Annotated in this window: 21 protein-coding genes; 9 read left to right on the top strand and 12 right to left on the bottom strand. The window is 52.2% G+C overall.

Going from position 1 to position 24837, the window contains the following annotated elements; genetic code table 11:
• Nucleotides 1-235: 235 nt before the first annotated feature.
• The 4 genes from ACO0LG_RS07500 to ACO0LG_RS07485 all read right to left on the bottom strand — a co-directional run bounded on the left by ACO0LG_RS07500 (nt 236) and on the right by ACO0LG_RS07485 (nt 5187).
• Nucleotides 236-1795: a DHA2 family efflux MFS transporter permease subunit gene (locus tag ACO0LG_RS07500; protein ID WP_423024886.1), complete on the bottom strand. Its 1560-nt coding sequence runs from the start codon at nt 1793-1795 to the stop codon at nt 236-238.
• Complete coding sequence (locus ACO0LG_RS07495; RefSeq protein ID WP_423024884.1) at nt 1795-3057, bottom strand: HlyD family efflux transporter periplasmic adaptor subunit; 1263 nt, start codon at nt 3055-3057, stop codon at nt 1795-1797. Before ACO0LG_RS07495 ends, ACO0LG_RS07500 begins: the two co-directional genes overlap by 1 nt.
• On the bottom strand, nt 3054-4589 hold the full coding sequence (locus ACO0LG_RS07490; protein ID WP_423024882.1) for an efflux transporter outer membrane subunit: 1536 nt from the start codon (nt 4587-4589) through the stop codon (nt 3054-3056). Before ACO0LG_RS07490 ends, ACO0LG_RS07495 begins: the two co-directional genes overlap by 4 nt.
• Nucleotides 4590-4683: 94 nt before the next feature.
• Entirely contained in the window at nt 4684-5187 is a 504-nt protein-coding gene (locus ACO0LG_RS07485) for a MarR family winged helix-turn-helix transcriptional regulator (RefSeq protein WP_423024880.1), read from the bottom strand.
• A 391-nt stretch (nt 5188-5578) separates the two neighbouring features.
• Here ACO0LG_RS07485 and ACO0LG_RS07480 point away from each other — a divergent pair, with 391 nt between their 5' ends.
• The 5 genes from ACO0LG_RS07480 to ACO0LG_RS07460 all read left to right on the top strand — a co-directional run bounded on the left by ACO0LG_RS07480 (nt 5579) and on the right by ACO0LG_RS07460 (nt 13442).
• The gene (locus ACO0LG_RS07480; protein ID WP_423024878.1) at nt 5579-7144 is read left to right on the top strand and encodes a sensor domain-containing diguanylate cyclase; all 1566 of its coding nucleotides are present in this window, start codon (nt 5579-5581) and stop codon (nt 7142-7144) included.
• A 73-nt stretch (nt 7145-7217) separates the two neighbouring features.
• On the top strand, nt 7218-7619 hold the full coding sequence (locus ACO0LG_RS07475; RefSeq protein WP_423024876.1) for a hypothetical protein: 402 nt from the start codon (nt 7218-7220) through the stop codon (nt 7617-7619).
• A gap of 179 nt (nt 7620-7798) precedes the next feature.
• A complete protein-coding gene (locus tag ACO0LG_RS07470; protein WP_423024874.1) occupies nt 7799-8995 on the top strand; it encodes a TolC family protein in 1197 nt (398 codons plus the stop codon).
• 2 nt (nt 8996-8997) lie between these two features.
• Nucleotides 8998-10320 (top strand): efflux RND transporter periplasmic adaptor subunit, encoded by a 1323-nt coding sequence (locus ACO0LG_RS07465; protein WP_423024872.1) that lies wholly within the window; start codon nt 8998-9000, stop codon nt 10318-10320.
• Nucleotides 10317-13442, top strand: a complete 3126-nt coding sequence (locus ACO0LG_RS07460; RefSeq protein WP_423024870.1) for an efflux RND transporter permease subunit — start codon at nt 10317-10319, stop codon at nt 13440-13442. The genes ACO0LG_RS07465 and ACO0LG_RS07460 overlap by 4 nt, the downstream gene beginning before the upstream one ends.
• A 21-nt stretch (nt 13443-13463) precedes the next feature.
• Here ACO0LG_RS07460 and ACO0LG_RS07455 read toward each other — a convergent pair whose 3' ends face one another.
• Nucleotides 13464-13877 (bottom strand): hypothetical protein, encoded by a 414-nt coding sequence (locus tag ACO0LG_RS07455; protein WP_423024868.1) that lies wholly within the window; start codon nt 13875-13877, stop codon nt 13464-13466.
• A 133-nt stretch (nt 13878-14010) separates the two neighbouring features.
• Entirely contained in the window at nt 14011-15981 is a 1971-nt protein-coding gene (locus ACO0LG_RS07450; protein ID WP_423024866.1) for a phosphatase PAP2 family protein, read from the bottom strand.
• Between the two features lie 192 nt (nt 15982-16173).
• Here ACO0LG_RS07450 and ACO0LG_RS07445 point away from each other — a divergent pair, with 192 nt between their 5' ends.
• From ACO0LG_RS07445 to ACO0LG_RS07430, 4 genes are all read left to right on the top strand, one after another.
• A complete protein-coding gene (locus ACO0LG_RS07445; protein ID WP_423024864.1) occupies nt 16174-17241 on the top strand; it encodes an endo-1,4-beta-xylanase in 1068 nt (355 codons plus the stop codon).
• Nucleotides 17242-17409: 168 nt separating this feature from the next.
• Nucleotides 17410-18213: a DUF4019 domain-containing protein gene (locus ACO0LG_RS07440; RefSeq protein WP_423024862.1), complete on the top strand. Its 804-nt coding sequence runs from the start codon at nt 17410-17412 to the stop codon at nt 18211-18213.
• A gap of 13 nt (nt 18214-18226) precedes the next feature.
• Entirely contained in the window at nt 18227-18736 is a 510-nt protein-coding gene (locus ACO0LG_RS07435) for a hypothetical protein (protein WP_423024860.1), read from the top strand.
• A gap of 142 nt (nt 18737-18878) precedes the next feature.
• Nucleotides 18879-19670 carry an ion transporter gene (locus tag ACO0LG_RS07430; protein ID WP_423024858.1) on the top strand — a complete coding sequence of 264 codons (792 nt, stop codon included), beginning with the start codon at nt 18879-18881 and terminating at the stop codon, nt 19668-19670.
• Nucleotides 19671-19687: 17 nt separating this feature from the next.
• Here the strand turns inward: ACO0LG_RS07430 and ACO0LG_RS07425 are convergent, their stop codons facing one another.
• The 6 genes from ACO0LG_RS07425 to ACO0LG_RS07400 form a co-directional block, all read right to left on the bottom strand.
• On the bottom strand, nt 19688-20836 hold the full coding sequence (locus ACO0LG_RS07425; RefSeq protein ID WP_423024856.1) for a hypothetical protein: 1149 nt from the start codon (nt 20834-20836) through the stop codon (nt 19688-19690).
• Between the two features lie 72 nt (nt 20837-20908).
• Nucleotides 20909-21208 carry a hypothetical protein gene (locus tag ACO0LG_RS07420; protein WP_423024855.1) on the bottom strand — a complete coding sequence of 100 codons (300 nt, stop codon included), beginning with the start codon at nt 21206-21208 and terminating at the stop codon, nt 20909-20911.
• 517 nt (nt 21209-21725) lie between these two features.
• Nucleotides 21726-22376 (bottom strand): YdcF family protein, encoded by a 651-nt coding sequence (locus ACO0LG_RS07415; protein WP_423024853.1) that lies wholly within the window; start codon nt 22374-22376, stop codon nt 21726-21728.
• Nucleotides 22377-22382: 6 nt separating this feature from the next.
• Nucleotides 22383-23093: a hypothetical protein gene (locus ACO0LG_RS07410; RefSeq protein ID WP_423024851.1), complete on the bottom strand. Its 711-nt coding sequence runs from the start codon at nt 23091-23093 to the stop codon at nt 22383-22385.
• 91 nt (nt 23094-23184) lie between these two features.
• A complete protein-coding gene (locus tag ACO0LG_RS07405; protein ID WP_423024849.1) occupies nt 23185-24450 on the bottom strand; it encodes a M56 family metallopeptidase in 1266 nt (421 codons plus the stop codon).
• A complete protein-coding gene (locus ACO0LG_RS07400; RefSeq protein ID WP_423024847.1) occupies nt 24440-24817 on the bottom strand; it encodes a BlaI/MecI/CopY family transcriptional regulator in 378 nt (125 codons plus the stop codon). The genes ACO0LG_RS07405 and ACO0LG_RS07400 overlap by 11 nt, the downstream gene beginning before the upstream one ends.
• Nucleotides 24818-24837 lie beyond the last annotated feature (20 nt).

Here is a 24837-nt window from a genome sequence, read left to right as displayed (position 1 = left end):
AAACCAGGCACTTTCCAACTTTTCGAAAGCACGCAAAACTGAGGGGCACAATGCAGATTGTGCCAAGCCAAGCAGCAAGTATGTCTGCTCAGAAAGATATTTTTGAGTTGAAGCCAGCATAACAAAACACCCCGCACTATGGCATATGCTGTAGTCCAGGGTGTTTTAGTGTTGCTATGCGTATCAAAATTTTATGAGCGACAGCAACAAAATCACGCTGTGCCAAGATACTTATCTAATGCGCCCCACCTGCATCCACAGGCACAGCCGATTTTTTCGGCTTGGTCAGCCACACCAGACCTATCAGACCTATAAACATATAAGCTGACATCCAGAAAATGTCTGTTGCGGCCATGGTGCTGGCCTGTACGCTGATAGTACGGTCGATGATGGCGTAGGCACCTTGTTCCGGTATGCCTTGCTGCATCAGGCCTTGCACGGTTTGTACAAAAGTCGGGAAGCTGCTGCCAGTGTTTTCTGCAATCTGGGCATGGTGCAGGGTGCTGCGGCTGTCCCAGATGGTAGTCATGATGGAGGCTCCCATACCACCGCACATGATACGCACGAAGTTCGACAAGCCCGATGCTGCCGGGATTTTATCCGGTGGCTGGCCTGACAGGATGATCGACGTCAGCGGGATAAAGAACATCGACATCGCCGCGCCCTGTATCAAGGTAGGGATCAGCAGGGTATAAGTATCCACTTCGGTATTGAAACGGGACCGCAGGAAGAACACTAGCGCAAACCCCATGAAGGCAGCAGAAGCGACCTTCCTGGCATCCACCTTGGGCAAAATCTTGCCTATGATGGGTGACAGGATAATCGCGAAGATGCCGACTGGTGCCATGACTTTGCCCGCCTCAGTCGCAGTGTAAGCCAGCTGCGTTTGCAACCACAGTGGCATGATGACCAGGCTGCCAAAGAACAGGCCATAGCCTATCGAAATCGCCACCACACCGGCACTGAAATTACGCCCCTTGAACAAGGACAGATCAACGACGGGATGATCTTGCCCCAGCTCCCACACCACAAAATAAATCAAGCCAATTACGGCAATCACCGTCAACAGGATAATCTCGCCAGAATTGAACCAATCCAGCTCCTTGCCCTTGTCGAGCATGATTTGCAAAGCACCCACCCAGATCACCAGCAGGAACAAACCAACCTTGTCGATAGGCAGGCTCTTGATGGCAGACTCGCGCTTGCGATAGATAGACCAGGTAGCCCAGGCAGTAAATAAGCCTACTGGAATATTGATATAGAAAATCCAGGGCCAGGAATAATTATCCGATATCCAGCCGCCCAGCAAAGGCCCCATGATGGGTGCAACCAGGGTTGTCATGCCCCATAGAGCCAGCGCCATGGAGCTTTTAGCGGGTGGGTAACTGCCCAGCAATAAAGCCTGCGACAGCGGGATCATCGGGCCAGCAACTGCACCTTGCAAAATACGCGCAGCAATCAATATTTCAATATTGGGTGCCATACCGCATAGCCAAGAAGAAATGACAAACAGCAGGATGGAAGACAGGAACAGTCTGACCTGACCAAAGTGCGTCGTCAGCCAGCCTGTCAGCGGTACAGAAATCGCATTCGCTACCGCAAACGAGGTAATGACCCAGGTACCTTGCTGCGGCGATACACCGAGGTTACCGGAGATTGCCGGTATCGATACGTTGGCGATCGATGAATCCAGCACATTCATGAAAACCGCCAGTGACAAGGCGAGCGTGCCCATTGCCAGTTGCCCACCTTTCAGTGGCGGATGCGGTGCCTGTGGACGTGAGGGCGCGCTCATTACTTGCCTTTAGTTGTCGTAGGCGAAGATGCTGTCGCAGCTGTCATGGCAGCAACCTTGCTGTCCTTGGTCGCAGGCAAATTCGCCGCGATGATCTCAGCGATACGCTTGTCAGCATCTTGACCATTTTGCTCAAACACGGCAGTCTGGTAGGCAGGCGCCGTGCGTGCAGCCGCAGTTACCGGTGCGCCTTGCTGTTGCGAGATATTGACCTGTACTTGCATGGAGACGCCGATGCGCAGTGGATGCGCTTCCAGTTCTTTAGGATCGAGGCTGATACGCACAGGCACCCGCTGCACTACCTTGATCCAGTTACCACTGGCATTTTGTGCTGGCAGCAAAGCAAAAGCAGAACCCGTACCTGCCGACATACCAAGCACCTTGCCGTGGTATGTGACGTCGCTGCCAAACAGATCAGAATGCAATTCCACGTCCTGGCCTATACGCATATGGGCGAGCTGCACTTCCTTGAAGTTGGCATCTACCCACAAGGTATTCAAAGGCACGATGGACAGCAAAGGTGACCCTGGCGCAATACGCTGACCCACTTGCACGGCACGCTTGGCGACAAAACCATTCATCGGTGCTGGCAGGCTGGTGCGGCTCAGTGCTAGCAGAGTTTCACGTACACGGGCGGCAGCACGCAAGACATTCGGGTGCTGAGTAACAGTGGTGTTTTCTGTCAGGGTGCGATTGGATGTCAGTTGTTCATTGGCGGCTTGCAAGGCAGCTTCTGCACTCTTGACGGCATTGCGCGCATGTTCCAGCTCTTCAGCAGAGACTGCGCCTGTGCTTAATAACTGGGTCCGGCGCGCCAGGTCAGATTTGGTTCTTTCGACTTCGCTGCTGCGCAGGCTGACATTGGCTTGCAGGCTACCATTATTGGCAAACAGCACGCGCACTTCGCGCACTGTCTGTGCCAACTGGGCCTCGGCCTGATCAACAGCCACCTTGGCATCAGTCTTGTCGAGCTCCACCAGGGGTTTGCCTGCCTGAACCACGTCTGTATCATCAGCATGAATGGCAACCACAGTACCCGCAACTTGCGATGTCACTTGCACGACATTGCCCGCAGCATAGGCATCTTCAGTATGTTCAAAATTGCGGCCTACTGTATACCACCATGTAGCATAGACAGCGATAGCCACCAATACGATGAGGGTAATGATGATCAGTAGTACACGGCGCTTACCACCTTTTTCTTGCACGATTTCAGCTTGAGGAGCTACATTGACAGGTTTGTTTTGATCTGGGGCGTTCATAACGCAGCCTCCGGTGTGTTTTTAACTTGAGATTGAATGATGGTTTGATTGGTGCTGGCGGCAGTGGAGACATTCGCAGCAGGCAGGTTCTTGCTTTCATAACCGCCACCTAGCGCCTTGATCAGGTTGATGCGTGCTTCTGTGTGACGCACTGCCAATTCCAGCGAAAGCTTTTGCTGTGACAGCACTGCACTTTCAGCAGCAAGCACAGGCAGCTTGTTGGCAGTGCCCGCTTTTTGTCTTTGCTGTGCCAGTTGCAGGCCAATGCGGGATGCTTGCTCGGCGGCTTGCTGCTCAGTCAACTGCGACTGGCTGGCTTGCAGTATCTGCACCTGGTCTGCCACTTCATGCAGGGCATCTGTCAGGCTCTGGTTGTACGTCGCCACGGCCACATCATACGCAGCGACCTTGCCCTTCAATTGCGCACGCAAACGCCCCCCCTCAAAAATGGGCAGGCGTATTGCCGGGCCCGCACCTATGATGCTGCTGCCACTATTGGCCAGATTGGAGAGGCCCAGGCTGGACAAGCCAACAAAGCCAACAATATTGATGTTGGGATAAAACTGGGTCTTGGCGACATCGACATCACTTTGACCCGCTTCTACACGCCAGCGCGCCGCGACGATATCAGGGCGGCGGCCCAGCAATTCCAGCGGCAAATTACCCGGCAATGCCGTGTCTGCTACAGGCTGGAATTTTGGTGTGGCGATCAACTTGCCTTCTTCTGGCCCCAGGCCTTGCAAGGCGGCGATCTGGTTACGCGTCAGCGCCATGGCCTCCTGCCATTGGGCGAGTTCATTTTTAAGGCCAGACAACTGCACCAGGTTTTGCTGCACTTCCACTTTGGTATCGAGCCCGGCTTTGACACGTTGTTGCGTCAGGCTGTCAAACTGTTCACGCACTGCCAGTTGCTGCTTGCTGAGTTCCAATTGTGCATTCTGGCGTGCCAGTTGCAACCACGCGCGGGCGATGGCATTGCTGAGCATCAGGCGCACGCTTTGCGCTTCAGCTTCTGCTACTTTTTCCTGCGACAAGGCGCCACGCATTTCGGCGCTGTGCTTGCCCCAGAAATCGAGTTCATAAGTAGCATTGAAACTGATCTGGTTATTCGTGTTGTAGGTACCGGCCAGTGGCGGCGGCACCAGGCCATGCTCGGTAAAGCGCTGGTAAGTGCTATCGACACTCAGATTTGCCGATGGTAATTTATTGGCACCTACGGCGGCAGTCGCTGCCTGCGCTGCCTGCAAACGTGCAGCGGCGGCCTGCAGGCTGGGGTGGTTTTCCAACGCGCGGTTGATCAATGCCTGCAACTCAGCACCACCTATACTGGTCGCCCATTGTAAATCAGGCCAGGCAGCATTGCCGCCCTGGTCAGGGAATGCCCCTGCTTGCGGCGTCAGGGTGTTGAGTTGTGCCTGGCTTTGTATTCCTTGAAAGCTGACACAAGCCGACAGCAGGCACAATGCAGATGCACTGAGCAGCAGGCGCAGGCTGGCTGCGGCGCTGGCTGGTTTGAAAAGTGATTTTTTCATATAGACGATATCTAAAAATCGGTAAAAAAAATGATAAAGATAATGATTGCAATGACGTGTCTTTAAGATCACATTTAATTGATTGCCCAAGCAATCAATTATTTTTCTCCATCCACGCTTCAAGAATGGGCTTGTTCAACAGTAACTTGCGCAAGAGATGCTTGAGGAAATTAATTTCTTCAGGAGCAAAACCGGTAAAACCCACATCCAGCACCTCTGAATACACGGCTGGTAATTGCGCTGCCAGGCTCTTGCCACTAGCGGTCAGTGCCAGCTTGAACAGGCGCTTGTCATTCTCATCCACGATACGCTGCACATAACCCTTGGTTTCAAGCTTGTCAAGGGTACGTTTCATGGCGGCAGAATCAATAAACAACTCTCGCGCCAGATCAGCCGCTGTATGGCAGCTCCCCATGGACAACATCATAAAGACACTGCCCTGGGCGTGGGTAATATCCAGACTGCGCAGTGACTCATCAATCGCCCGCGACAACATGGTGCGCGAACGGGCAAGCAGATAGCCGACGCTTTCTTCGACCTGATGGGCAAAAAACTCTGAATTTTGTATTTCGTGATTCATGGCAGCAACAATATTCATTGACTAGTCAACAGTTTATACCAGTTTAAAAATTTTTGCAGGGCAGCATAGAATCGAATGAGACAGCGCACAGAAATGCCGCTGCCATAGGGGAAATGGACAAATGGGGACAGAGGTATAGGTAAAAATGAGGCGATCTTCTTTCAGTGTTACAAAAAATAACAATCGCGGCACATCTCCATTAGCGTTGTGATAGCGTGCAATACTGCAATATCCTTGCTGGCAGACGGCAAGCAAAGAGGCGTGATGCAGATTTGAAGAAAATCATATCTGATTGTCAATGCGTTCTATAATCAATAGAACTCTCTTTGATCGCTTATAACGATGAGATCCTTCTCCTTTATTGCGAATCACCTCAACCAATGATAGAAGGCACACCTTCATGACGACTATGGCAGCCACAAATGTTGATCGGCCAGCACTAACGCCAGCGCCAAAAAAATTTCCTATCACTACTCTGGCAATTGGCTTTGTCGTCCTGGTCTGCCTGTCTTTGATACTGATACAGGTGTGGGTCACCTGGCGCGCCCGCGAAGTGCAGTTGGCTGAAACCGAGAGAGCTACCTACAATCTTGCCCGCTCTGTAGGTCAGCATGCCTATGACACCATTAAAGGGGCTGACACAGTCCTGGTCGGCCTGGTCGAACGGTTGGAAGTGGATGGTGTGTCAGAATCCCGTTTGCAGCGTTTTCATTCCCTGCTGGTCAAGCGTGTAGAAGAACTGCCACAGTTGCACGGTCTTTTTGTCTATGACCAGGCTGGCAACTGGGTAGTCAACTCGCAGCCAGAGTTAAAAAAAGGCGCCAATAATGCAGACCGTGAATATTTTATCTACCATCGTGATCACACCGATCGCGGCGTCCACATAGGCCCACCGATCAAAAGTAAATCGACTGGTGAATGGATTATCACAGTGTCCCGCCGCTTTAACAAAAGTGATGGCAGTTTTGGCGGTGTCGTGCTGGCCACAGTGAAGATGAGTTATTTCAAGAAATTTTATGAGCAATTTGAAATAGGTGATTCTGGTGCGATTTTTGTTGCACTCAACCAAGGCATCATTTTATTACGGCGTCCGTTTGAAGAAAAAACTTTGGGCAAAGATATCTCGCAGTTTCCCTTGTTCCGTGAATATCTTCCCCAGGCCAGGGCAGCGACGAAAACATTTACTTCTGCCCAAGACGGTGTCGTACGCATCAATAGTTATCGTCAACTCGATGAATACCCACTGGTGGTATCTGCCGCCCTGTCACGCGACGAAGTCTTGGCGGACTGGAAATCAAACGCCATTATTCACGCCATAGGTGTGGGCTGCCTGGTCATCGTGCTGGCATTCATCGGCTCGCGCCTGATACGACAGATAGCATTGCGTGTACAGGCAGAAGCCGAGCTGGTCAGGGCACGCAACTCTCTCGAACAATTGAATCAGACGCTGGAAAAACTCGCCATGCAGGATGGCCTGACTGGCCTTGCCAACCGGCGTCAGTTTGATATCGCTCTCAAAGATGAATTCAGCCGGGCCATGCGCAACGCCAGCTCCCTGGCTTTGATCATGATCGATGTCGATTGCTTCAAACAATATAACGACATCTACGGCCATGCCGCCGGGGACGAATGCCTGCGCGCCATCAGCAAAGTAGTGGCCGCCGGCAAACACAGGCCAGGGGACTTGAGCGCACGATATGGCGGTGAAGAAATGGTCGTTTTATTGCCAGGCACCGATGTAGCCGGTGCCATGAAGGTCGCTGAAAGTATCAGACAGACAATTTACCAGCTGGAACTGAAGCACTCAGGCAATGCCACCGGCGTAGTCACCATCAGCGCTGGCATAGATGCCTTTGTCCCCGTCAGGGAAAACAATCAACCACTGGAATTGATAGAAGCCGCCGACAAAGCGCTGTATTACGCCAAGTCTCAGGGGCGCAATTGCATACGCGTCAGTACCGGACATTCAATATGAACGATATGAATCAAGGTACATCAATGAACTTGCGTTTATAATCGGTACTGTAAAACGCAAATCCTGTTTCCTCATGAAAATGGCCCGACCATCCCGTATCCTTGCGGTGTTTGTCATGCTGTGGAGCCTGCTATTCATGCAGTTCGCCGTGGCAGCATACGTTTGCCCGGGAATGGCCACGTCCAGCACTACCGAAGTTTCCATCACTGCTGGTGTGGCAATGCCAAATTGTGCAGGCATGGATCAGGATCAGCCTGCACTTTGTCATAGCCATGCAGAAGATCCGTTTGGCAAGCAATCTGCCCATAAACCAGCCTTGCCCGATGTACCCGCTTTTGTCAGTGCCAGCCTGCTGCTGATACTGCCTGCTTTTGATACGCTTCAAGCACCTGTTTCTACATCTCCTTCTCCAATCGCGCTGGCACACTCAACCGCCCCGCCGCTTGCCATACGCAACTGCTGTTTCCGCATTTAATTTCCTGAACGCCTGATGCATTGTCACCAGCTTTTGCTGGTGTACGTCCTGTTTCATCGTCTGGAGGTTTTATGATTTTGTTTTCTACATTACCCTGTCGCGGGGGCTTATGTCTTGCGCGCATTTTCCTTGTCATGTGCGCCTTGCTCTCTATGCAAGCATACTCAGCTGAGCTGAGTATGTCGCAAGCCCAGCAACTTGCTCTGGCGCGCTCCAGACAATTGTCTGCACAAGACTTCGCCATCAGCGCCGCGCGTGACATGGCCGTGGCGGCCAGCCAGTTACCCGATCCTGTACTCAAGACAGGTATAGACAACCTGCCCGTCAGTGGCCCTGACCACGGCAATCTCACGAATGACTTCATGACCATGCGCCGCATAGGTCTGATGCAAGAAATCACCCACAGCGATAAACGCCAGCTACGCGCCGAACGCTATGAACGCGTCATCAATAAGTCGCAAGCAGAAAAAATGCAGACCACGCTCGGTATAGTGCGCGACACAAGTATCGCCTGGCTGGACCGTTACTACAGCGAGAAAATGCTGGCGCTCGCCAAGGAACAGCTAAACCAGGCGAGGCTGGAAATCCAGGCTGCCGAACTGGCCTACCGTAGTGGCCGCGGCAGCCAGGCAGATTTGCTGACCGCCCGCAGTGCACTGGCTCTAATGGAAGACCGCAACAGTGACCTGGCACGACGCGCACGCAATGCCAGCATCATGCTGACGCGCTGGATCGGTGAAACCAGCACTGACAGTCTGGGTGCATTACCTGTGATGCACCAGGTGGGGCTGGATATATCTGCATTGGAAACCACTCTTGCGCATCATCCGCAAATCAGCATCATGAACAGGCAAGTTGAGCTGGCGGATACAGAAGCAAAACTGGCCGAGGCAAACAAGAAGCCAGACTGGAGCATAGAAGTCGCCTACCAGCAACGCGGCCCTGCCTATTCCAACATGGTATCGGTTGGCGTGTCGCTGCCGTTGCAATGGGACCAAAAGAATCGTCAGCAACGCGAACTGTCATCGCGTCTGGCCATGGCAGATCAGGCCAGGGCAGAACGTGATGAAGCCCTGCGCAGCCATATTGCCGAAGTCAGCAGCTTGTTCAATGAATGGCAAAGCAAACGCAGCCGCGTGAGCCGTTATGACAATGAATTACTGCCCCTGGCCACGCAAAAAGTGCAAGCAATCCTGGCTGCTTATCGCGGTGGCAAATCCAGTCTGGGCGACTTGCTGACAGCACAGCGCAACCAAACCGACATGCATTTACAAGCGCTGCAACTACAGGCAGAAACAGCAAGCTTATGGGCGCAACTGCGCTACCTGACGCCACTCAATGAAACCAGAATCACACCAGAGTTGAACAGGGACTAAACATGAAAATCAGACATATATTACTTGTTACAGTCACCACCGGGCTCTTGGCTGGTGCTGCTTATGTCATGTATCAACTGGGTAAACATGAAGGTATGCAGAATTCCTTATCAGATAAAAATACCAGCCTGCAAGATACTGGCGCCAGTAAAAAAGCCTTGTACTGGCATGACCCCATGGTGCCCGGTCAAAAATTCGACAAACCGGGCAAATCTCCCTTCATGGATATGCAACTGGTGCCGGTGTATGCAGACAATGCTGATACGGCGAGTGAAAATTCCGTCAGCATCAATCCGCGCATACAGCAAAATCTTGCCATACGCACAGCCAGCGTGGTAGTCGGCAAACTCAATGCCGTAGTGCAGACGGTTGGCAGCGTTGCCTATAACGAGCGCGATGTCGCTGTGCTGCAAGCCAGGAGCAATGGCTTTGTTGAAAAACTTTATGTGCGCGCGCCACTGGACCTGGTGCGCAAGGGCCAGCCGCTGGCAGAACTATATGTACCCGACTGGATCGCTGCGCAAGAAGAATTTCTGGCGGTGAAACGCATGCAAGGCCAGGCTATCGTTGGCTTGCTGGACGCAGCCCGTCAGCGCATGCGTCTGGCTGGCATGACGGATGAGCAGATACACACTGTGGAGAGCATTGGCAAGCTGCATGCACGCATCACCATTACTGCTCCGCTAAGCGGGGTAATGACAGAATTGTCTGTACGCGAAGGCATGACCGTAAGCATGGGCACACCTATGTTCCGCATCAATGGTGTGGATACAATCTGGGTAAATGCCGACATCCCTGAAAGCATGGCGCACACGGTGCAGGCTGGCAATATGATAGAAGCCAGGACAGTATCCCTGCCTGGTGTCGTTTTCCACGGCAAGGTCGCCACCATGCTGCCGCAAGTGGATAGCAATACGCGTACTGTGAAAGCCCGCATAGAGTTGGTCAATCCCGGCAGCCCTGGTGCACAATTGTTGCCTGGCATGTTCACCACGCTCAACTTTGCCGGTACTGCACGCAAGGAGAGCCTGCTGGTACCCAGTGAGGCCTTAATCAGCACGGGTGTCCGCAATGTAGTGATCCTGGCGCAGGATGATGGCAGGTTCTTGCCTGTGAATGTGGAAGTAGGCGCAGAAAGCAATGACCAGACAGAAATCATCAGAGGTTTGCAAGCCGGGCAAAAAGTCGTAGCGTCCGGCCAATTCCTCATCGATTCAGAAGCCAGCCTGAAAGCGAGCATTACGCGCATGGAGGGTGCAACTTCTGCAATCTCCACACCAAGTTTAAACCTGCCTGCAACTGCGCCTGCCGGAGTTAAACAATGATTGCACAACTCATACGCTGGTCCATCTGCAACCGCTTTCTGGTCTTGCTGACCACACTGATACTGGCGGCATGGGGTGTCTGGGCTATGGCACGTACGCCCGTTGATGCCATTCCCGACCTGTCCGATGTGCAAGTCATCATACGCACCAGCCTGCCCGGTCAGGCACCGCAGATTGTAGAAAACCAAGTCACCTATCCACTGACAACGACCATGCTTTCGGTGCCAGGTGCGAAGACCGTGCGCGGCTATTCTTTCTTTGGTGATTCCTTTGTCTATGTCTTGTTTGAAGATGGCACGGATTTATACTGGGCGCGTTCACGCGTGCTGGAATACCTGAACCAGGTGCAGGCCAGATTACCAGCACAGGCAAAAACTTCACTGGGCCCTGACGCCACAGGGGTAGGCTGGGTCTATGAATATGCACTGCTTGACCACAGCGGAAAAATGGATTTATCACAACTGCGCGCCTACCAGGATTGGTTCCTGAAATTTGAATTGAAGTCGCTGCCGAATGTATCAGAGGTTGCCAGCATAGGTGGCATGGTGCGGCAGTATCAAATACAGCTGTCCCCTGACAAGATGCGCGCCTATAACATCACCCATGGAAAAATCACGGAAGCCGTACAAAAAGCCAACCAGGAAAGTGGTGGATCAGTACTGGAACTGGGTGAGGCCGAATACATGGTGCGCGCCTCTGGCTACTTGAAAACGTTAGACGATTTTCGCAAAATACCGCTGATGACCACAGAGTCCGGTATTGCTGTGCGCCTGGGTGATGTGGCGCGCATACAGGTGGGTCCGGAAATGCGGCGTGGCATTGCAGAACTGAATGGTGAAGGTGAGGTTGCTGGCGGCGTGATCGTCATGCGCTCAGGTAAAAATGCCCTGGCAACCATCGCTGCCGTCAAGGACAAGCTGAATCAGCTCAAGCCCGGTCTGCCACCTGGAGTGGAAATCATTCCCGTATACGACCGCTCTGGCCTGATCACGCGGGCAGTGGATCATCTGCAGCACAAACTGCTGGAAGAATTCGTCGTCGTGACCTTGGTCTGTGTCGCATTTTTATTCCACCTGCGCTCGGCCCTGGTGGCGATAGTATCACTGCCTCTGGGCATACTCGCAGCGTATATCATCATGCATTATCAGGGCGTGAATGCCAATATCATGTCGCTGGGTGGCATTGCCATTGCGATTGGCGCCATGGTGGATGCTGCAGTCGTCATTATAGAAAATGCCCACAAGCATATCGAAACCTGGCAGCGTGCCCACCCGCATGACAAACTGACAGGAGAACAGCATTGGCAAGTCATTGCAGAAGCTGCCGCAGAAGTGGGGCCAGCACTGTTCTTTTCTTTACTGATCATCGTCCTGTCCTTCGTCCCGGTGTTTGCGCTGGAAGCGCAGGAAGGCCGCCTGTTTGCCCCGCTGGCGCTGACAAAAACCTATGCAATGGCGGCAGCGGCCGGACTGGCAGTGACGCTCGTCCCCGTACTGATGGGATATCTGATACGCGGCAAGATACCGCCTGAACACAAAAATCCCTTGAATCGCTTGTTGATTGCAATATACCGCCCTTTACTAGAAAAGGTTTTGCAATTCCCCTGGGCCACTCTGCTGGTGGCGGCACTGATAGCCGTGTTGACAGTCTGGCCGCTGGCTCGCCTGGGCGGCGAATTCATGCCGCCACTGGATGAGGGTGATCTGCTCTACATGCCTACTGCACTGCCTGGCCTGAGTGCGGGCAAGGTCAGCGAGCTCTTGCAACAGACCGACAGGCTGATCAAGAGCGTCCCTGAAGTACAAACCGTGTTTGGCAAGGCTGGACGGGCTGAAAGCGCAACCGACCCGGCACCGCTGGAAATGTTTGAAACCACGATACAGTTCAAACCACGTAATCAATGGCGCGCAGGCATGACACCGGCAAGGCTGCTGGAAGAACTCGACCGCAGCGTCAAGGTGCCTGGCCTGTCCAACATCTGGGTACCGCCCATACGCAACCGCATCGACATGCTGGCGACGGGCATCAAAAGTCCGGTAGGGATCAAGGTCGCTGGTGCAGACTTGAAGGAAATCGACAAGATCACCAGCGAGATAGAGCGCGTCGTCAAAAGCGTGCCGGGCGTCAGCTCTGCCCTGGCAGAACGCCTGAACGGCGGCAGGTATATTGATGTAGATATCAATCGCGACCTTGCTGCACGCTATGACTTGAATATCGCCGATGTGCAGAGCATCATTACGGCGGCCATAGGAGGTGACAATATCGGTGAAACGGTGGAGGGTTTACAGCGTTTCCCCATCAATCTGCGCTATCCACGAGAGTTGCGTGATTCTGTCAAAAAACTGCGCCAGTTACCCGTACTGACGACAAGAGGAGCTCAAATCAGTCTGGGCGATATTGCCAGCATACGCATCACTGATGGCCCGTCCATGCTGAAAAGCGAAAATGCTAGATTATCCGGATGGGTGTATGTCGATATCCGTGATCGCGATCTCAGTTCTGCTGTGCGCGAGATGCAGCAACGTGTCAGCAAAGAAGTGCGCTTGCCTGCAACTTACTCACTGTCCTGGTCGGGACAGTTTGAGTACCTGGAACGCGCCAGTGCAAAACTCAGAATCGTGGTACCAGTCACCTTGTTGATTATTTTTGTCTTGCTGCACATGACATTCAAGCGGCTGGATGAAGCCGCCCTGATCATGGCTACCCTGCCCTTTGCGCTGGGAGGCGGTGTGTGGTTATTATGGCTGCTGGGACATCAGTTGTCGGTCGCCAGCGGCGTTGGTTTCATCGCACTGGCAGGCGTCTCGGCAGAATTTGGGGTCATTATGCTGCTCTACCTGAAACAGGCCTGGGGGCAACGTCTGATGCAGGGTCAAAACAGCGAGCAGGATTTACTCGATGCCATACGCGAAGGCGCAGTGTTACGGGTACGCCCCAAGGCCATGACGGTGGCCATCATCGTCGCCGGGCTGGTACCCATCATGCTGGGCAGTGGAACAGGTTCAGAAATCATGCAGCGCATCGCCGCACCCATGGTGGGTGGCATGATCACTGCTCCTTTGCTATCGATGTTTGTAGTACCTGCGGTGTACTTGCTGATGCGCAGGCGTGGTGTGAGTTAAGAGGTTAAGGGATTAAGGGGGTTAAGACTTCACCTTCCTGCGCCAGATCGTGTAATAGATCAGCCAGACCGGCATGATGAGCGCATTTGAAATCAGGAAGGCAAGGCCTGGACTGCTCACATCACCATTGATGCTCAAGCCTATTGCGATTAATTCTGCATAGACTAGCGGCCCGACTACGAACAGGGCAAACCAGGTTTTCTTGACCCAACTTTTTTGGCTGCTGCTGATACTGGCAATTGCACGAGCTTCGTCTATCGATGCCTGGAAGGGATCATTAGGGCGATAGACGTATTGCGCTTCTTCCAGGGGTACGGGTGTTTCCGGCTTGTCTGCTTTGACTGTTGCAGCAGCAGGGTCAGCAGAGATGGCGCTGCCCTTGGGCAGCTCCAGGTAAAAATCGCCCACTTTAAAGCGTTGTGGTATTTCGCTCATGGTGCGATGTGGTACAAATCTGTACTGAAAGAGAATGTCCACATCTTACACGCGTGCGCAGCAAAATTACATCCTTACCATACATTGCTACAAAAACCAAAAAAAGCCAAAAACCAAACTGCCCATTAGCGCATCAGGCAGTCAGCTTCAGTTGCAGACTGGTCGCAGTGTAAGTCGGCGTCGCGGTATATCCATCCACCGTGATGCTGGTGAACTTGCCTTTCAGGCTGCCTGCATTGATAACAGTAAGGGTATCGCCAACGCTGGGTTTGTAGCCATTCTGGAAGCGTATGCGCAAGCTGCCGCCAGCGATGGTGACTGTGCTGCTGGCCAGCAACTGGCTTTGAGCATTGCGCAGGTTGATCTCCAGTGCACCGCTGGCCAGCTGTGTGTATTTGCCGGTAATGCTGAGATTGCCCGTTGTATTGACAATCACGCTGGCGCCGCTATACACATCGCCATGACCAAAGGCCGTGGCAGAATTGGCTTCGACTGTGCCTGCGTCAATTTGCGTGCCACCTGTCCAGCCATTATTGCCAGCCAGCTTCAATGTGCCACTACCGAGTTTGCTGAGTTTGCCGTTGCCATTGATGTCATTGCGCCAGATATCCATGATATTGAAACCACCTTTGGTAGCATCCATGTTGACAATGACATTGCCAACAAAACTCCCATAACCATCTGCGGCGGCAAACAGGTTGAGCCTGCCCCAGCCTTCGGCATCATCCATGACAGGATAGCCGGATGCCATGGCAGTAGTTTTCAGAACCACGCGCCTTTGCGCCTCGCTCAAATAAGGCAAGCGAGTTTCCAGCAAGACTTCTGCACCTTTCGGCACTACTGCCGCGACATTGGTGGCAGCAATCGGGGCAAAGCCATAGGTCATGCGGCGCAGATAGTTGGCCTTGTTGCTGGCATAGTCAGCAAAGCGATCTGTGGTTGCAGTGGCAGAATGGGCATAGGCATTGAAGCTGTCTGCCGTGGTATTGGTTTGCGTGATCAGGGCGGCGTGGGCTTGTGCATAAGCTGCCGTTTTCTTGGCTGCGTTGGCAGCATCATACAAGTTGGCGGCGGCCACTGCTTGCGCCTGTATGCGGCCACTCATGACATCCAGTGGTGAATGCATGCCTGCCATGATGCGGTTTTCACCAAGTTCCAGGCCACGGCTCAACAATTCCTGGAAACGCTCGGGCACCATATAAGCCATGGCAATGACATCGCGGGTCGCTTCTGCCGAGTGGCCGCTGGTGAAACCACCATCGGTTGCCGGTGTCGTGCTCTTGGCAGGTAGCAGCGATGGAGCGACGATGACCTGATTGCTCCAGCGGTAAGGGCGGGCATATTTATAAAAGCGCTTGGCCGGTTCGGTGGAACCATTATTGCCTATCAGCGACAACAGATCGACGGCATTGCCAAAGCTGGTATTGGCCGTGCCACCCACACCTGTATTATTGCCGCTGTCATTGTATAAAACCGTGCCCGCATCAGCGGGGATTGCGGTGATACTGGTAGTCTGCTGGGCTGCGCTGCGCCATGCTGCAGTCAATGGGCCCAGGCCATCGGTCACGCTATAGCCTTTGCCACGGCGGTCATCAAGGTAGGCAGCCAGCTCCTGCTCAGGCGTGCGTTTGCCAGTCAGGCTCGCAACGTAACTGATGTTGGCATCATGTACCGGACGATTCAGGATAGTGCCATCAGGCGTGCCATCATTTGGCACTCCTGTCCATTTGGAGGTGAGCACTGCCGGGAAATTATCTACCGCAGGTGCTGTCACACCAGCATCCACGATCAGGGTCAGCGGCTGCCAGATGGTGAGAAAACCGGATAATACGCGTACACCGGCATTGGTTTCCAGCGTCGCATATCTGGCGTCCCCACGCTGGTTGCTGGCGACATTATCGACAAAGGCGGGCACACCGGCAGGCACCGGTGCACTATCAACCATGCCAGGGTCAGCAGGTGGTGCAGGTATCACCAGCGGGCCTTCGATAACGACAGTATCTGTCGCCACGGTGTTCGAGCCGCCACCACAAGCCATAAGAGTAAGCGCAGTGCTAATCATTAAAGCCAGGGTCAAGCGTTTCAAGCAATAAGCAGAGGTCATGATGCAGGTCTGATCTGAAGTGGAAAAGTCCGGCGATCATAAGGTATGCACATGACTGTTGTATGACAACCGATCACAAAACACATGAAATTTGCCAAGCCTCATCAGAAAACATGATTATTTAGCCAGTTCACTGGCATCCACATGGCAATGTTGTAGGATGATCAGCTTACAAACAAAGTGCTCCAAACCATGTCTTACCGTTTTGCCCTGACCCTGTTCGCTTTGATATTCAGTTTCGGTCAGCCTGAAAGCCGGGCGCAATCTACAGTGCCTGCCCGCGCACTAAAAGACAGCGCCAAATTCCCTATCGGGGTTGCCTTGAATGTGGGGAATGCGCCTGGTGATATGGCCGACATCAGGGAAATCGCTGCACTCATCAATGCACAGTTCAACAGCATCGTCGCAGAAAACGGTATGAAAATGCGCTTCCTGCACCCTGCCATTGATACCTATGATTTTGCGGCGGCAGATGCACTGGCAGACTATGCACGTACACATGGCATGATACTGCATGGCCATGCCTTGATCTGGCACCATGATTACCAGCTACCTGTCTGGATGAAAAACTATCAGGGCGACTGGCAAGCAATGCTGCGTGATCATGTACAACAAATTTGCCAGCATTTTGCAGGCAAGGTAAAAAGCTGGGATGTCGTCAATGAAGCAATAGATAACAAGCACCCTAAACAATACCGTGCCACGCTCTTTCTTGAAAAACTGGGTCCCGCCTACATAGAACAAGCCTTCATCGCCGCCCACGAGGCCGATCCCGCAGCGGTGCTGTACTACAATGACTTTAACATGGAGAGCAAGGCCGACAAATTGCAGTTCATGCTCGATATGGTGGATGATTTTCAGCGCCGTCACATACCCCTGCATGGCATAGGTTTTCAGATGCATGTCAGTGTCGATAGCCCAGCTATCGCGCAAATCAAAACTGCCTTGCAGGCAGTGGCTGCGCGTGGTTTGAAGGTACGCATTTCAGAACTGGATGTGAGCCTGAATCAACAACAAAGGGCAGCAAGCCTTGACCCTGCGCTGGCACAATTGCAAAAAGCCAGGTACCGGGAAATCGTCAGCGCTTATGTACAAAGCGTGTCTCCTGCCCAGCGCGGTGGCATCACCTTCTGGGGTTTGCTGGACAAGGATTCATGGTTACTGGACGGCAAACCTTACCCGGACTGGCCGCTACTGTTTGACGACAAAGGACAGACCAAACCAGCATACTTTGGAGTACTTGAGGGTTTGAAAGAGTAGCAATGGCCGGGGCATGATGCCATCTGCTTTTCATATCTATCTCCTGCTCCAAAGTGTTGTTCTCCACGCACAACACAAGACTCAGGTAATTTTTTGAAACAGTTTCGTGATTGTTAAATCAGCTCGCATCCCGTATCTTTGCTGGATCTTCGCTCATCACTGATTGCCATGACACCAACCCACCTTGCCATTGCCATAAGCACCTGTCTTTTCATCAGCGTCAGCGCCAGCCCGGCGTGGGCTGCTGACCTCGCCTATAAAAAACTCTCGGGCAACAGTGTTGAACTCGTGCTCAGCAGTGACACCAGTTTGACTGTTGATCAGGCGCAAGCCATGGTGGCAGAACCAGCAGTAAAACTATGCAATGGCAAAATACCAGAATTTGGCAAATACAAATTCAGCAGCAATGACCCCATTGCGGGACAGCCCGCAAGTAACAAAACCAGCTTCAACATGGTACAGATACTAAACTGCGTAGCTGACATACCAGAACGCCCCAAGCAGGCAATCAGCAAGCTCAATGAAGATGACATCGCCCGATTCAAGATAGAAGGCAACAAACTCAGCAATGCCTATATGTCTGCCATCGACAATGGTTACTATGAAGTTGCCTACAATATGCTGGGCAAAAGCCTGAAAAACCTCAGTCCAATGGAAGAATGGCAAACCCGGACAGTTGCTTATCAGGCACAGATCGGCAAACAATTAAGTCGCGATTTCTGGCGCATTACTGTCTATGACAACCCACCAAATGCGTACCAGGCAGGCACTTATGTCGCCGTCGATTATGAAACCAAACAAAGCATCGCCCCTATCACCTGTGGTTACCTGATATGGTTCCAGCCAGCTGGTACAAAAAATAATTTCACCCTCATGCGTGAAGAATATGGACCTATCTCTGAAGACATCCTGAAATCAACAGCAGCAGCTGACATGGGCAAACTGCGCAAGCAGATGAAGTGCAAGACATAGAGTGAAACAATCAATGACACGCCTCTATCACTACGTTGGCCCAGATGAAATTGCCGCAGCAGTTGCAACCATCCCTATCGGTTTTGCGATTCGCCAGATGCAGGATGTCACGCGCTGGACAAAAGAAACTGGGCAACATATCAACCGCGATGGCAGCATCATTGCAACCTTCATCATTGACCAGCATTGCACCCTGCACCTGGCTGACCGGCACAGCGAACATGTCGCTTGCGCCGGTGGCAAACCGGTATTGTCTGCTGGTGAAGTCACTTTTATCATCGATGGCGACAAGCTCGAAGTGAGTGCCATCACCAATCAATCCACTGGCTATTGCCCGCAAGTTTCGTCATGGCCAGATGTGGCAAACGCCTTGCAACGCGCAGGCATGGCTACGCCCGGACATTTCAGCAGCAGCTACGAATTTCGCCGTTGCAGGCTATGCCAGGCCATCAACATCATCAAGGACGATGTGCTTGAATGTGCGCTGTGTGAAGCTGAATTGCCTGAGGAATGGAATTTTTGACATATTGCAGCAAACAACCAGTGATGTGGGTAAGCCAGGCAAACAGCTCGGTGTAAGGTTTAAATTTTCAGGCGTTTGCTTTTTCAGTCAGTACGCTGGTATTCTTTTTAAAAGCGAGAAAACTACTGACTGATGAGAAATGATGAACCACTCTGCCCTCCGTGCGCGTCTGTTCCATCTACTACACAAGCCATCGCGCGCGAACGTGCTGACCCGGTATATCAATTACTTTCTGGCCGCTGTCATTTTGGTTAATTGCATTGCGGTGGCACTTGAAACCGTGCCCTCGATTGCAGGCCCCAACAAAGTCCTGTTTCACCTCATTGAAGCTTTTTCGACCAACTTTTTTATTGTCGAATATCTGTTACGTCTGTGGGTATGCGTAGAACAGGGGCGGTTTTCCCCTCCCATCAGCGGCAGAATCAAATATGCCTTGCAGCCTTTGTCCCTGCTGGATTTGCTGGTTATCCTGACCTTCTGGGCACCATGGGATTTGCGTTTCCTGAGGATATTCCGACTGACCAGATTATTACGCGTACTGAATCTGGAAGGGCTTGATCATTCCTTCAAGTCCATCAGCAATGCCCTGGCAAAACGCAAGCATTTGCTCATCGTTGCCATTCTCCTCATGGTCATTACAGCTTACTGTTTTGCCGCCCTGCTCTACCTGATTGAACACAGTGTACAACCGGATAAATTCAGCAGTATTCCTGAAACATTGTGGTGGGCCATTGTAACGCTCACCACCATAGGCTATGGTGACATCACTCCCATTACACCTGTGGGCAAGTTGCTCTCCGGTGCGATTGTTTTGGTTGGCATAGGGATTTTCGCCTTACCGACTGCGATTATGACGGCGGCAATTCTGGATGCGGGCACAGATCACCATAAAAAGGATTGCCCGCATTGTGGAGGTGATCTCAATCAGGGTTAATCAAGCTTAGCAATCAACTACTCGCCCATTCCAGCCAGCCTGTTATGCCTGAACCACTCAGCAAACCCCTGGTCTTCCAGCGCATAGATACCGCGTGACTCTTTCCAGACCAGGTTTTTTTCGCGCAAACCATCGATGGCGGTTTGTACTGTTGCCTTCGACAATCGTCTCGCCTTTGTGATGGCCATATAGGCCGCCATGGATTCATCAGAAAATGGTATCCAGTGTTCACCCTTACTGATGAGCACGCTGAGTACGGCTTTCTGTATCGCGGTCAGAGCATCGAATTCGCTGGCGAATTCTTCCCACAGACGGTTATTGATTTTGCGGGCACCGTCTTCGAGTATTTCTGACAGGCTTTGCGCCTGGCCATCGAGGGCGATGTGGGCGATCAGGTCGCGCAGCATTTCTGGCCGGTTGCCCAGAAGCTGGAATGCCGCCCAGACGCTCTCGGCACGCAGTTTGTTGCCTCTGGCCAGATTGCCATTCGCCCATTTAGTAAAGGCGTCGGTATACAACTTGTTGAGCAAGGGGAAAGGCGTGATGCTGGAACCAAAGAAAGGCTGGGTGCGGTTCAGCACCAGGTGGGCGAGTTTGTCGCGGTTGGAGCCGGTGAACACCAGCATCAGTGCGGGCAACTCGGCACTCAAGTTCAGGGTGTCGCGAGCGGACTTGAGTGCGAACATGGCATTCAGGCCTGCTGTTGTACTCAAGGCATGCTGGGCTTCATCCACGATGAGCACGATCGGTTTTTTAACCTGATGACTGAGCTCGGCAATCACATCTGACAGCGTGACATTGTCTGGCAAACCCGGCTGATTGATATCAATGGTCAGCGTCCCCATGACATTGACTTTGGACAGGCCCACGGCCTTGGCAGCCTTGCTGATGATGCCCAAGGTATCAGCCAGGTGTTTTTTGATGGCTTCGGTAATGATGAGGGCAGGGTCGCGTTCTTTGTTGGCCCACAGATCCACATACACAGCCAGCCAGCCGCGTGCACTGATCTCTGGTACAAGATCCTCTCGCAGGAAAGTGCTCTTGCCGACGCGCCTTGGAGCAGCCAGGAATAAACCTGAGCGTGCATCACTCAAACCCTTGCCCTGCAACCTGTTGCAAAGCTCCTGCGCCAACTCGGGGCGGCGAAAAGTAAAGGAAGTACTCATGGATGACGGCCCTCTTTATCTCAGTACTCACTCTATTATGCTTCATTATGTCTAAATACATAAATTATGCATTCAAACATAATAAAGCATAAATTGCCGTAAATTCAAGATATTTTTGATTCCTGAACAGAGTAAAAGTCGACAAGCACAAGCCTTATCTTGCTTTGCGGATACGCGGCAACAAGCAGTTGCTGCAACAATCCATGCCATGAATTGCACGGTCTCAAGAATACACACAAGTTCAGGTACCAGTGCGCGCAACAAGCCGCGTGCATTAAAAAGTGCACCTGGAGCATGTGCACCGCTACGTTTTTTCACTTCACCCTCAAGATGCGCTGCACGGCCTCGCATATCAGTGGTGCCTAAAGCCATAGATATCGCGCCCCTGTGCCAGCAGCTTGCGGGTTTGCCCATCCCTGCTTGCAATGATTTCAACCAGAAATATCTGAGGCGCAATGGATGCAGATAGCGTATTTTGATTATCCTTATTCTGACGACGACAGAGGCTTATTTGTAATGCTGGAAAAGCTGGATTTGCTGCCTGACAGGGCTTGATTGTGGAGAGCAAGCTCTTACCATGTTGAGCGAATCTCACTACAACATCGCTGTTATGAGGCAGACTGCATGCCTATCTGCCAGCCCGCAACGTCCGCCACATCATGGCCACACCAATGGCAATGATTCCTAGCCCCAGCAAATGAATTCCGATACGCTCACCGAACAGCATCATCACCAGATGCTCGAATGCACAACCCCTCCTGCAAGACAATGTCACGCTATCAGCCGCAAAGAGCATGGCCACGCCGGCCGGCACAGCGATTAGGCTCAATGTAGTAAATCCAGTCTTCATTAATACATTCACTTGATCAGTCTCCTGGGTTGCGATTGCTCAACAAGCATGTTCCAATTCTGGAAATAATTCATGCTTCACATAAAAGAAGCTCTCATACAACAATGACTTCGCTTTTGAGCGCCAACCCATATAACGACTGGTCGGCGTAGCAGAAGAAATAGCATGCAGTTGCAATGCGTTCGCCATTGCCATGGCCCGCTTCATGTGCAGAGGATCACTGACCAGCATGACATTCTGTATTTGATGGCCGCGCATGAGTTTGCAGGCCTGCACCAGGTTTTGATGAGTATTTTTCGATGCCTCTTCTGTCAAAATCTTTTCAGCAGGAATGCCCCCGGCAATGGCATATTGGCGGGCTGCGGTTGATTCAGAAAGAGTGTCACCTTCACTCAAGCCACCTGTAAAAATCAGATATTGCACCTGACCGTTTTTGTACAGGTGTATGCCATGCTTGATGCGCTCTGCAAATACGGGCGATGGCCTGTCTTTCCATACCGATGCACCTAAAATGATCGCCGCATCAGCTTTGATTTTCTCTGGCATGGCAGATTGTTGGGCTAGCATTGCAGGATAAAGAGCAATGCTCAGCACGATTTGGATAAAGCCAACCAGCGCGATGATCAATACCAGCAGCAGGATATACTTGATACGAAAGTAGCGGCGCAAACCAGGAAAATAAAGCTTCACGCTGACCTACTGCTTTCTTAACACGCGCCAGGGTTTGCTGATTTTTGGATCGACGGGCACACGTTTTTCATTACTCGCATAATCGTCATCAAAGACCGCCCATGCATCACCACGCTTGACCAGGTACCAGAACGGCAGCTTGCGACCTTCAACACGCAATGGCGTGCCATACAAATCCAGTTCAGACAAATCCAGTTCAGACAAATCCAGGGATAATTTGGCTTTATCCGGCTTGCCATTGATGCTGAGCTTGCCATCCACGAAACACCATTGCTCTTTTTCTTCACTGACAAAGCAGCCTTGTATGATGCGTGCCAGATAAAGATCGGCCTCGTTCTGATCAAGTGTGCCCAGGCGTTGATAAGGCCCCTGCTCTGCCCTGTGCTTGCCATCACTCACTAGCCAGATTTTATCGCCTGCTACGCGCAGGCAATATGCAGTCTCGTCACCCTCATGCCAGGCCAGGTTTTGTTTGATGCGGCCATCCCTGATGCTCAAGCCAACTTGCTGGCTGTCCATAGCCTTCATGGCTCCCGTCCAGTCACCATGCTTTTTCAGTAGATTCAGGAAATGACTGGTAGTCCAGTAGCCATCGAATTTGCTTAAGCCGACATTACCAGTGCAGATTTTAGGTGACGCCGCCATGGCAGAGAATGCGCATGACAGCAGCAGGGGAAATAACAATAAAGCAGTAAATCTGGACAATCTGGATTGCATATAGTGCCTGCTCTTTTGCTATCAATAAGAATTGAATATTTTACCAGAGCAGGCAGATGAGTCCTGACTAAAGCTATCCAGATCACTGCACCTATTTGACCAGACTAGCTGTCATCGCAATATCAAAATCCTGCTGTTTGTCTGGCGTTTCTTTTTGCAGCTTCGCTCGCTGGCCCAGGCCAGTGATCAGTTTTGGCTTGGCAATGATCTCATCCCCTTTCTTGACTACCATGTCTATCGTGACTGCGTTTTTATATTGATCTGCCGGTGCTGGAGTAAGCGTGAAACTGAAGCCCCATTTTTCCTCACCATCTTTAGATTGGATAAGTACACTGGCCGGTGTGCCTTGCCTGACGACCACGCGGGGTGAACTGTTCATTCCTGCGACCTTGATATCCATCGCCACCGAATAACTGTCCACATCTGGCTTGCCTGCTTCCTGGCCAGTCTGGGCGTTTGTGGCAACAGCACTGACAGGTGTAGTAGCCCAGGCGCTGTAAGCGCTGACACTGCAAAGGCAGCTCAATACTGCATAGGCGACAACACGCTTGAATTTACTTGGATTGTTCTGTTGCAATTGCATGATTCTCTCCTTTAAGGGATGACGGGAAGGCCAATGACAGGCCAAGGCGCTGGGGGTGACACTTAACTGGGTTTTGAGCATGGCTTCGGCATAGGTGCGCCTGGCCTGTGGTTCTTGCGCAATTACGCTGGCATCACAGGCAAGCTCCTGGTCAAGGCGGAAGCAACGGGCTGCAATATGCACGAGCGGGTTGAACCAGAACAGGCATTGCAGCAGCGCAAACAGGGTATTGGCAATGACATCACCGCGACCTTTGTGCACCAGTTCATGCCGGATGATGAGTGCCTGTTCTGCTTCGCTGTAACGCTGATAAAAATCGGCGGGGACAATGATTTTTGGCCTGAAGCAGCCTTCCAGTGCAGGGCCGGTATCAACATCGCTGGCGAGATAGACGCCCTCGCTTTCAGTAAGCCTGCCCAGCCTGCGCATGAAATGCAGGTGCTGCATGCCAAGCAGGCCCAGCAGACACAGGCTGCCTATGAGCCATACACTGACAAGAATTATTGGCCAGGCACTGGCTGGCTGTATCTCCAGCAGAGTTGTGCCGGAGATGCGTTGGTTAGCAGGCGCCTGCAACTTTTCCGCCATGTCCAGGTATTGCCGGTGCGGCAAAAACATGGCGAGCAGGGAAAGTGGCAAGACCGCCCAGAGCTGGTAGGCAATACCAGCACCTGCCAGTTTGCGTAAAGGATTTCTGACCAGTAGGATGAGCACGATCAGGCCACTGATGACGAGGCAGGCGAGTATCGCCGGCTGCAAGAAATTACTGATCATCACCGAGCTCCTTAATGAGACGTTTGAGTTCAGCGATATCCTGCTTCGATAATTTCTTTTGTTCAGTGAAGTGCGCCACCAGTGGTGCAATGCGGCCATTGAACATGCGGTCAAGAAAGCCCTTGCTCTCCGACATCAGCCATTGTTCACGCCGCAGGATGGGCGAATACAAGAAGCGCCTGCCATCCTTCTCGGCGGCTATCGCGCCCTTTTTAAGCAGGCGGTTCAGCAGGGTTTTGACGGTGGCTTCTTGCCAATCCTGTTGCTGCGCCAAAGCGGCGCTGACCTCCTCGGCTGACTGCGGATGCTGCTTCCACAGTGTTTCCATGACGAGCGATTCTGCCTCGCTGATGGCGATGTTTTTCATTGCGGGCTCCAGAGTGAGAT

This window comes from Undibacterium sp. Ji42W (assembly GCF_049340405.1).
Taxonomy (GTDB): Bacteria; Pseudomonadota; Gammaproteobacteria; order Burkholderiales; family Burkholderiaceae_D; genus Undibacterium.
Note: the sequence above shows the minus strand (reverse complement) of the source record. Positions and strands in the feature narration are given on the sequence as shown.

Coding starts and splice junctions, on each gene's coding strand:
- ACO0LG_RS07500 (WP_423024886.1), bottom strand. CDS start 1,795: ATGAGCGCGCCCTCACGTCCACAGGCACCGCATCCGCCACTGAAAGGT.
- ACO0LG_RS07495 (WP_423024884.1), bottom strand. CDS start 3,057: ATGAACGCCCCAGATCAAAACAAACCTGTCAATGTAGCTCCTCAAGCT.
- ACO0LG_RS07490 (WP_423024882.1), bottom strand. CDS start 4,589: ATGAAAAAATCACTTTTCAAACCAGCCAGCGCCGCAGCCAGCCTGCGC.
- ACO0LG_RS07485 (WP_423024880.1), bottom strand. CDS start 5,187: ATGAATATTGTTGCTGCCATGAATCACGAAATACAAAATTCAGAGTTT.
- ACO0LG_RS07480 (WP_423024878.1), top strand. CDS start 5,579: ATGGCAGCCACAAATGTTGATCGGCCAGCACTAACGCCAGCGCCAAAA.
- ACO0LG_RS07475 (WP_423024876.1), top strand. CDS start 7,218: ATGAAAATGGCCCGACCATCCCGTATCCTTGCGGTGTTTGTCATGCTG.
- ACO0LG_RS07470 (WP_423024874.1), top strand. CDS start 7,799: ATGTCGCAAGCCCAGCAACTTGCTCTGGCGCGCTCCAGACAATTGTCT.
- ACO0LG_RS07465 (WP_423024872.1), top strand. CDS start 8,998: ATGAAAATCAGACATATATTACTTGTTACAGTCACCACCGGGCTCTTG.
- ACO0LG_RS07460 (WP_423024870.1), top strand. CDS start 10,317: ATGATTGCACAACTCATACGCTGGTCCATCTGCAACCGCTTTCTGGTC.
- ACO0LG_RS07455 (WP_423024868.1), bottom strand. CDS start 13,877: ATGAGCGAAATACCACAACGCTTTAAAGTGGGCGATTTTTACCTGGAG.
- ACO0LG_RS07450 (WP_423024866.1), bottom strand. CDS start 15,981: ATGACCTCTGCTTATTGCTTGAAACGCTTGACCCTGGCTTTAATGATT.
- ACO0LG_RS07445 (WP_423024864.1), top strand. CDS start 16,174: ATGTCTTACCGTTTTGCCCTGACCCTGTTCGCTTTGATATTCAGTTTC.
- ACO0LG_RS07440 (WP_423024862.1), top strand. CDS start 17,410: ATGACACCAACCCACCTTGCCATTGCCATAAGCACCTGTCTTTTCATC.
- ACO0LG_RS07435 (WP_423024860.1), top strand. CDS start 18,227: ATGACACGCCTCTATCACTACGTTGGCCCAGATGAAATTGCCGCAGCA.
- ACO0LG_RS07430 (WP_423024858.1), top strand. CDS start 18,879: ATGAACCACTCTGCCCTCCGTGCGCGTCTGTTCCATCTACTACACAAG.
- ACO0LG_RS07425 (WP_423024856.1), bottom strand. CDS start 20,836: ATGAGTACTTCCTTTACTTTTCGCCGCCCCGAGTTGGCGCAGGAGCTT.
- ACO0LG_RS07420 (WP_423024855.1), bottom strand. CDS start 21,208: ATGGCTTTAGGCACCACTGATATGCGAGGCCGTGCAGCGCATCTTGAG.
- ACO0LG_RS07410 (WP_423024851.1), bottom strand. CDS start 23,093: ATGCAATCCAGATTGTCCAGATTTACTGCTTTATTGTTATTTCCCCTG.
- ACO0LG_RS07405 (WP_423024849.1), bottom strand. CDS start 24,450: ATGATCAGTAATTTCTTGCAGCCGGCGATACTCGCCTGCCTCGTCATC.
- ACO0LG_RS07400 (WP_423024847.1), bottom strand. CDS start 24,817: ATGAAAAACATCGCCATCAGCGAGGCAGAATCGCTCGTCATGGAAACA.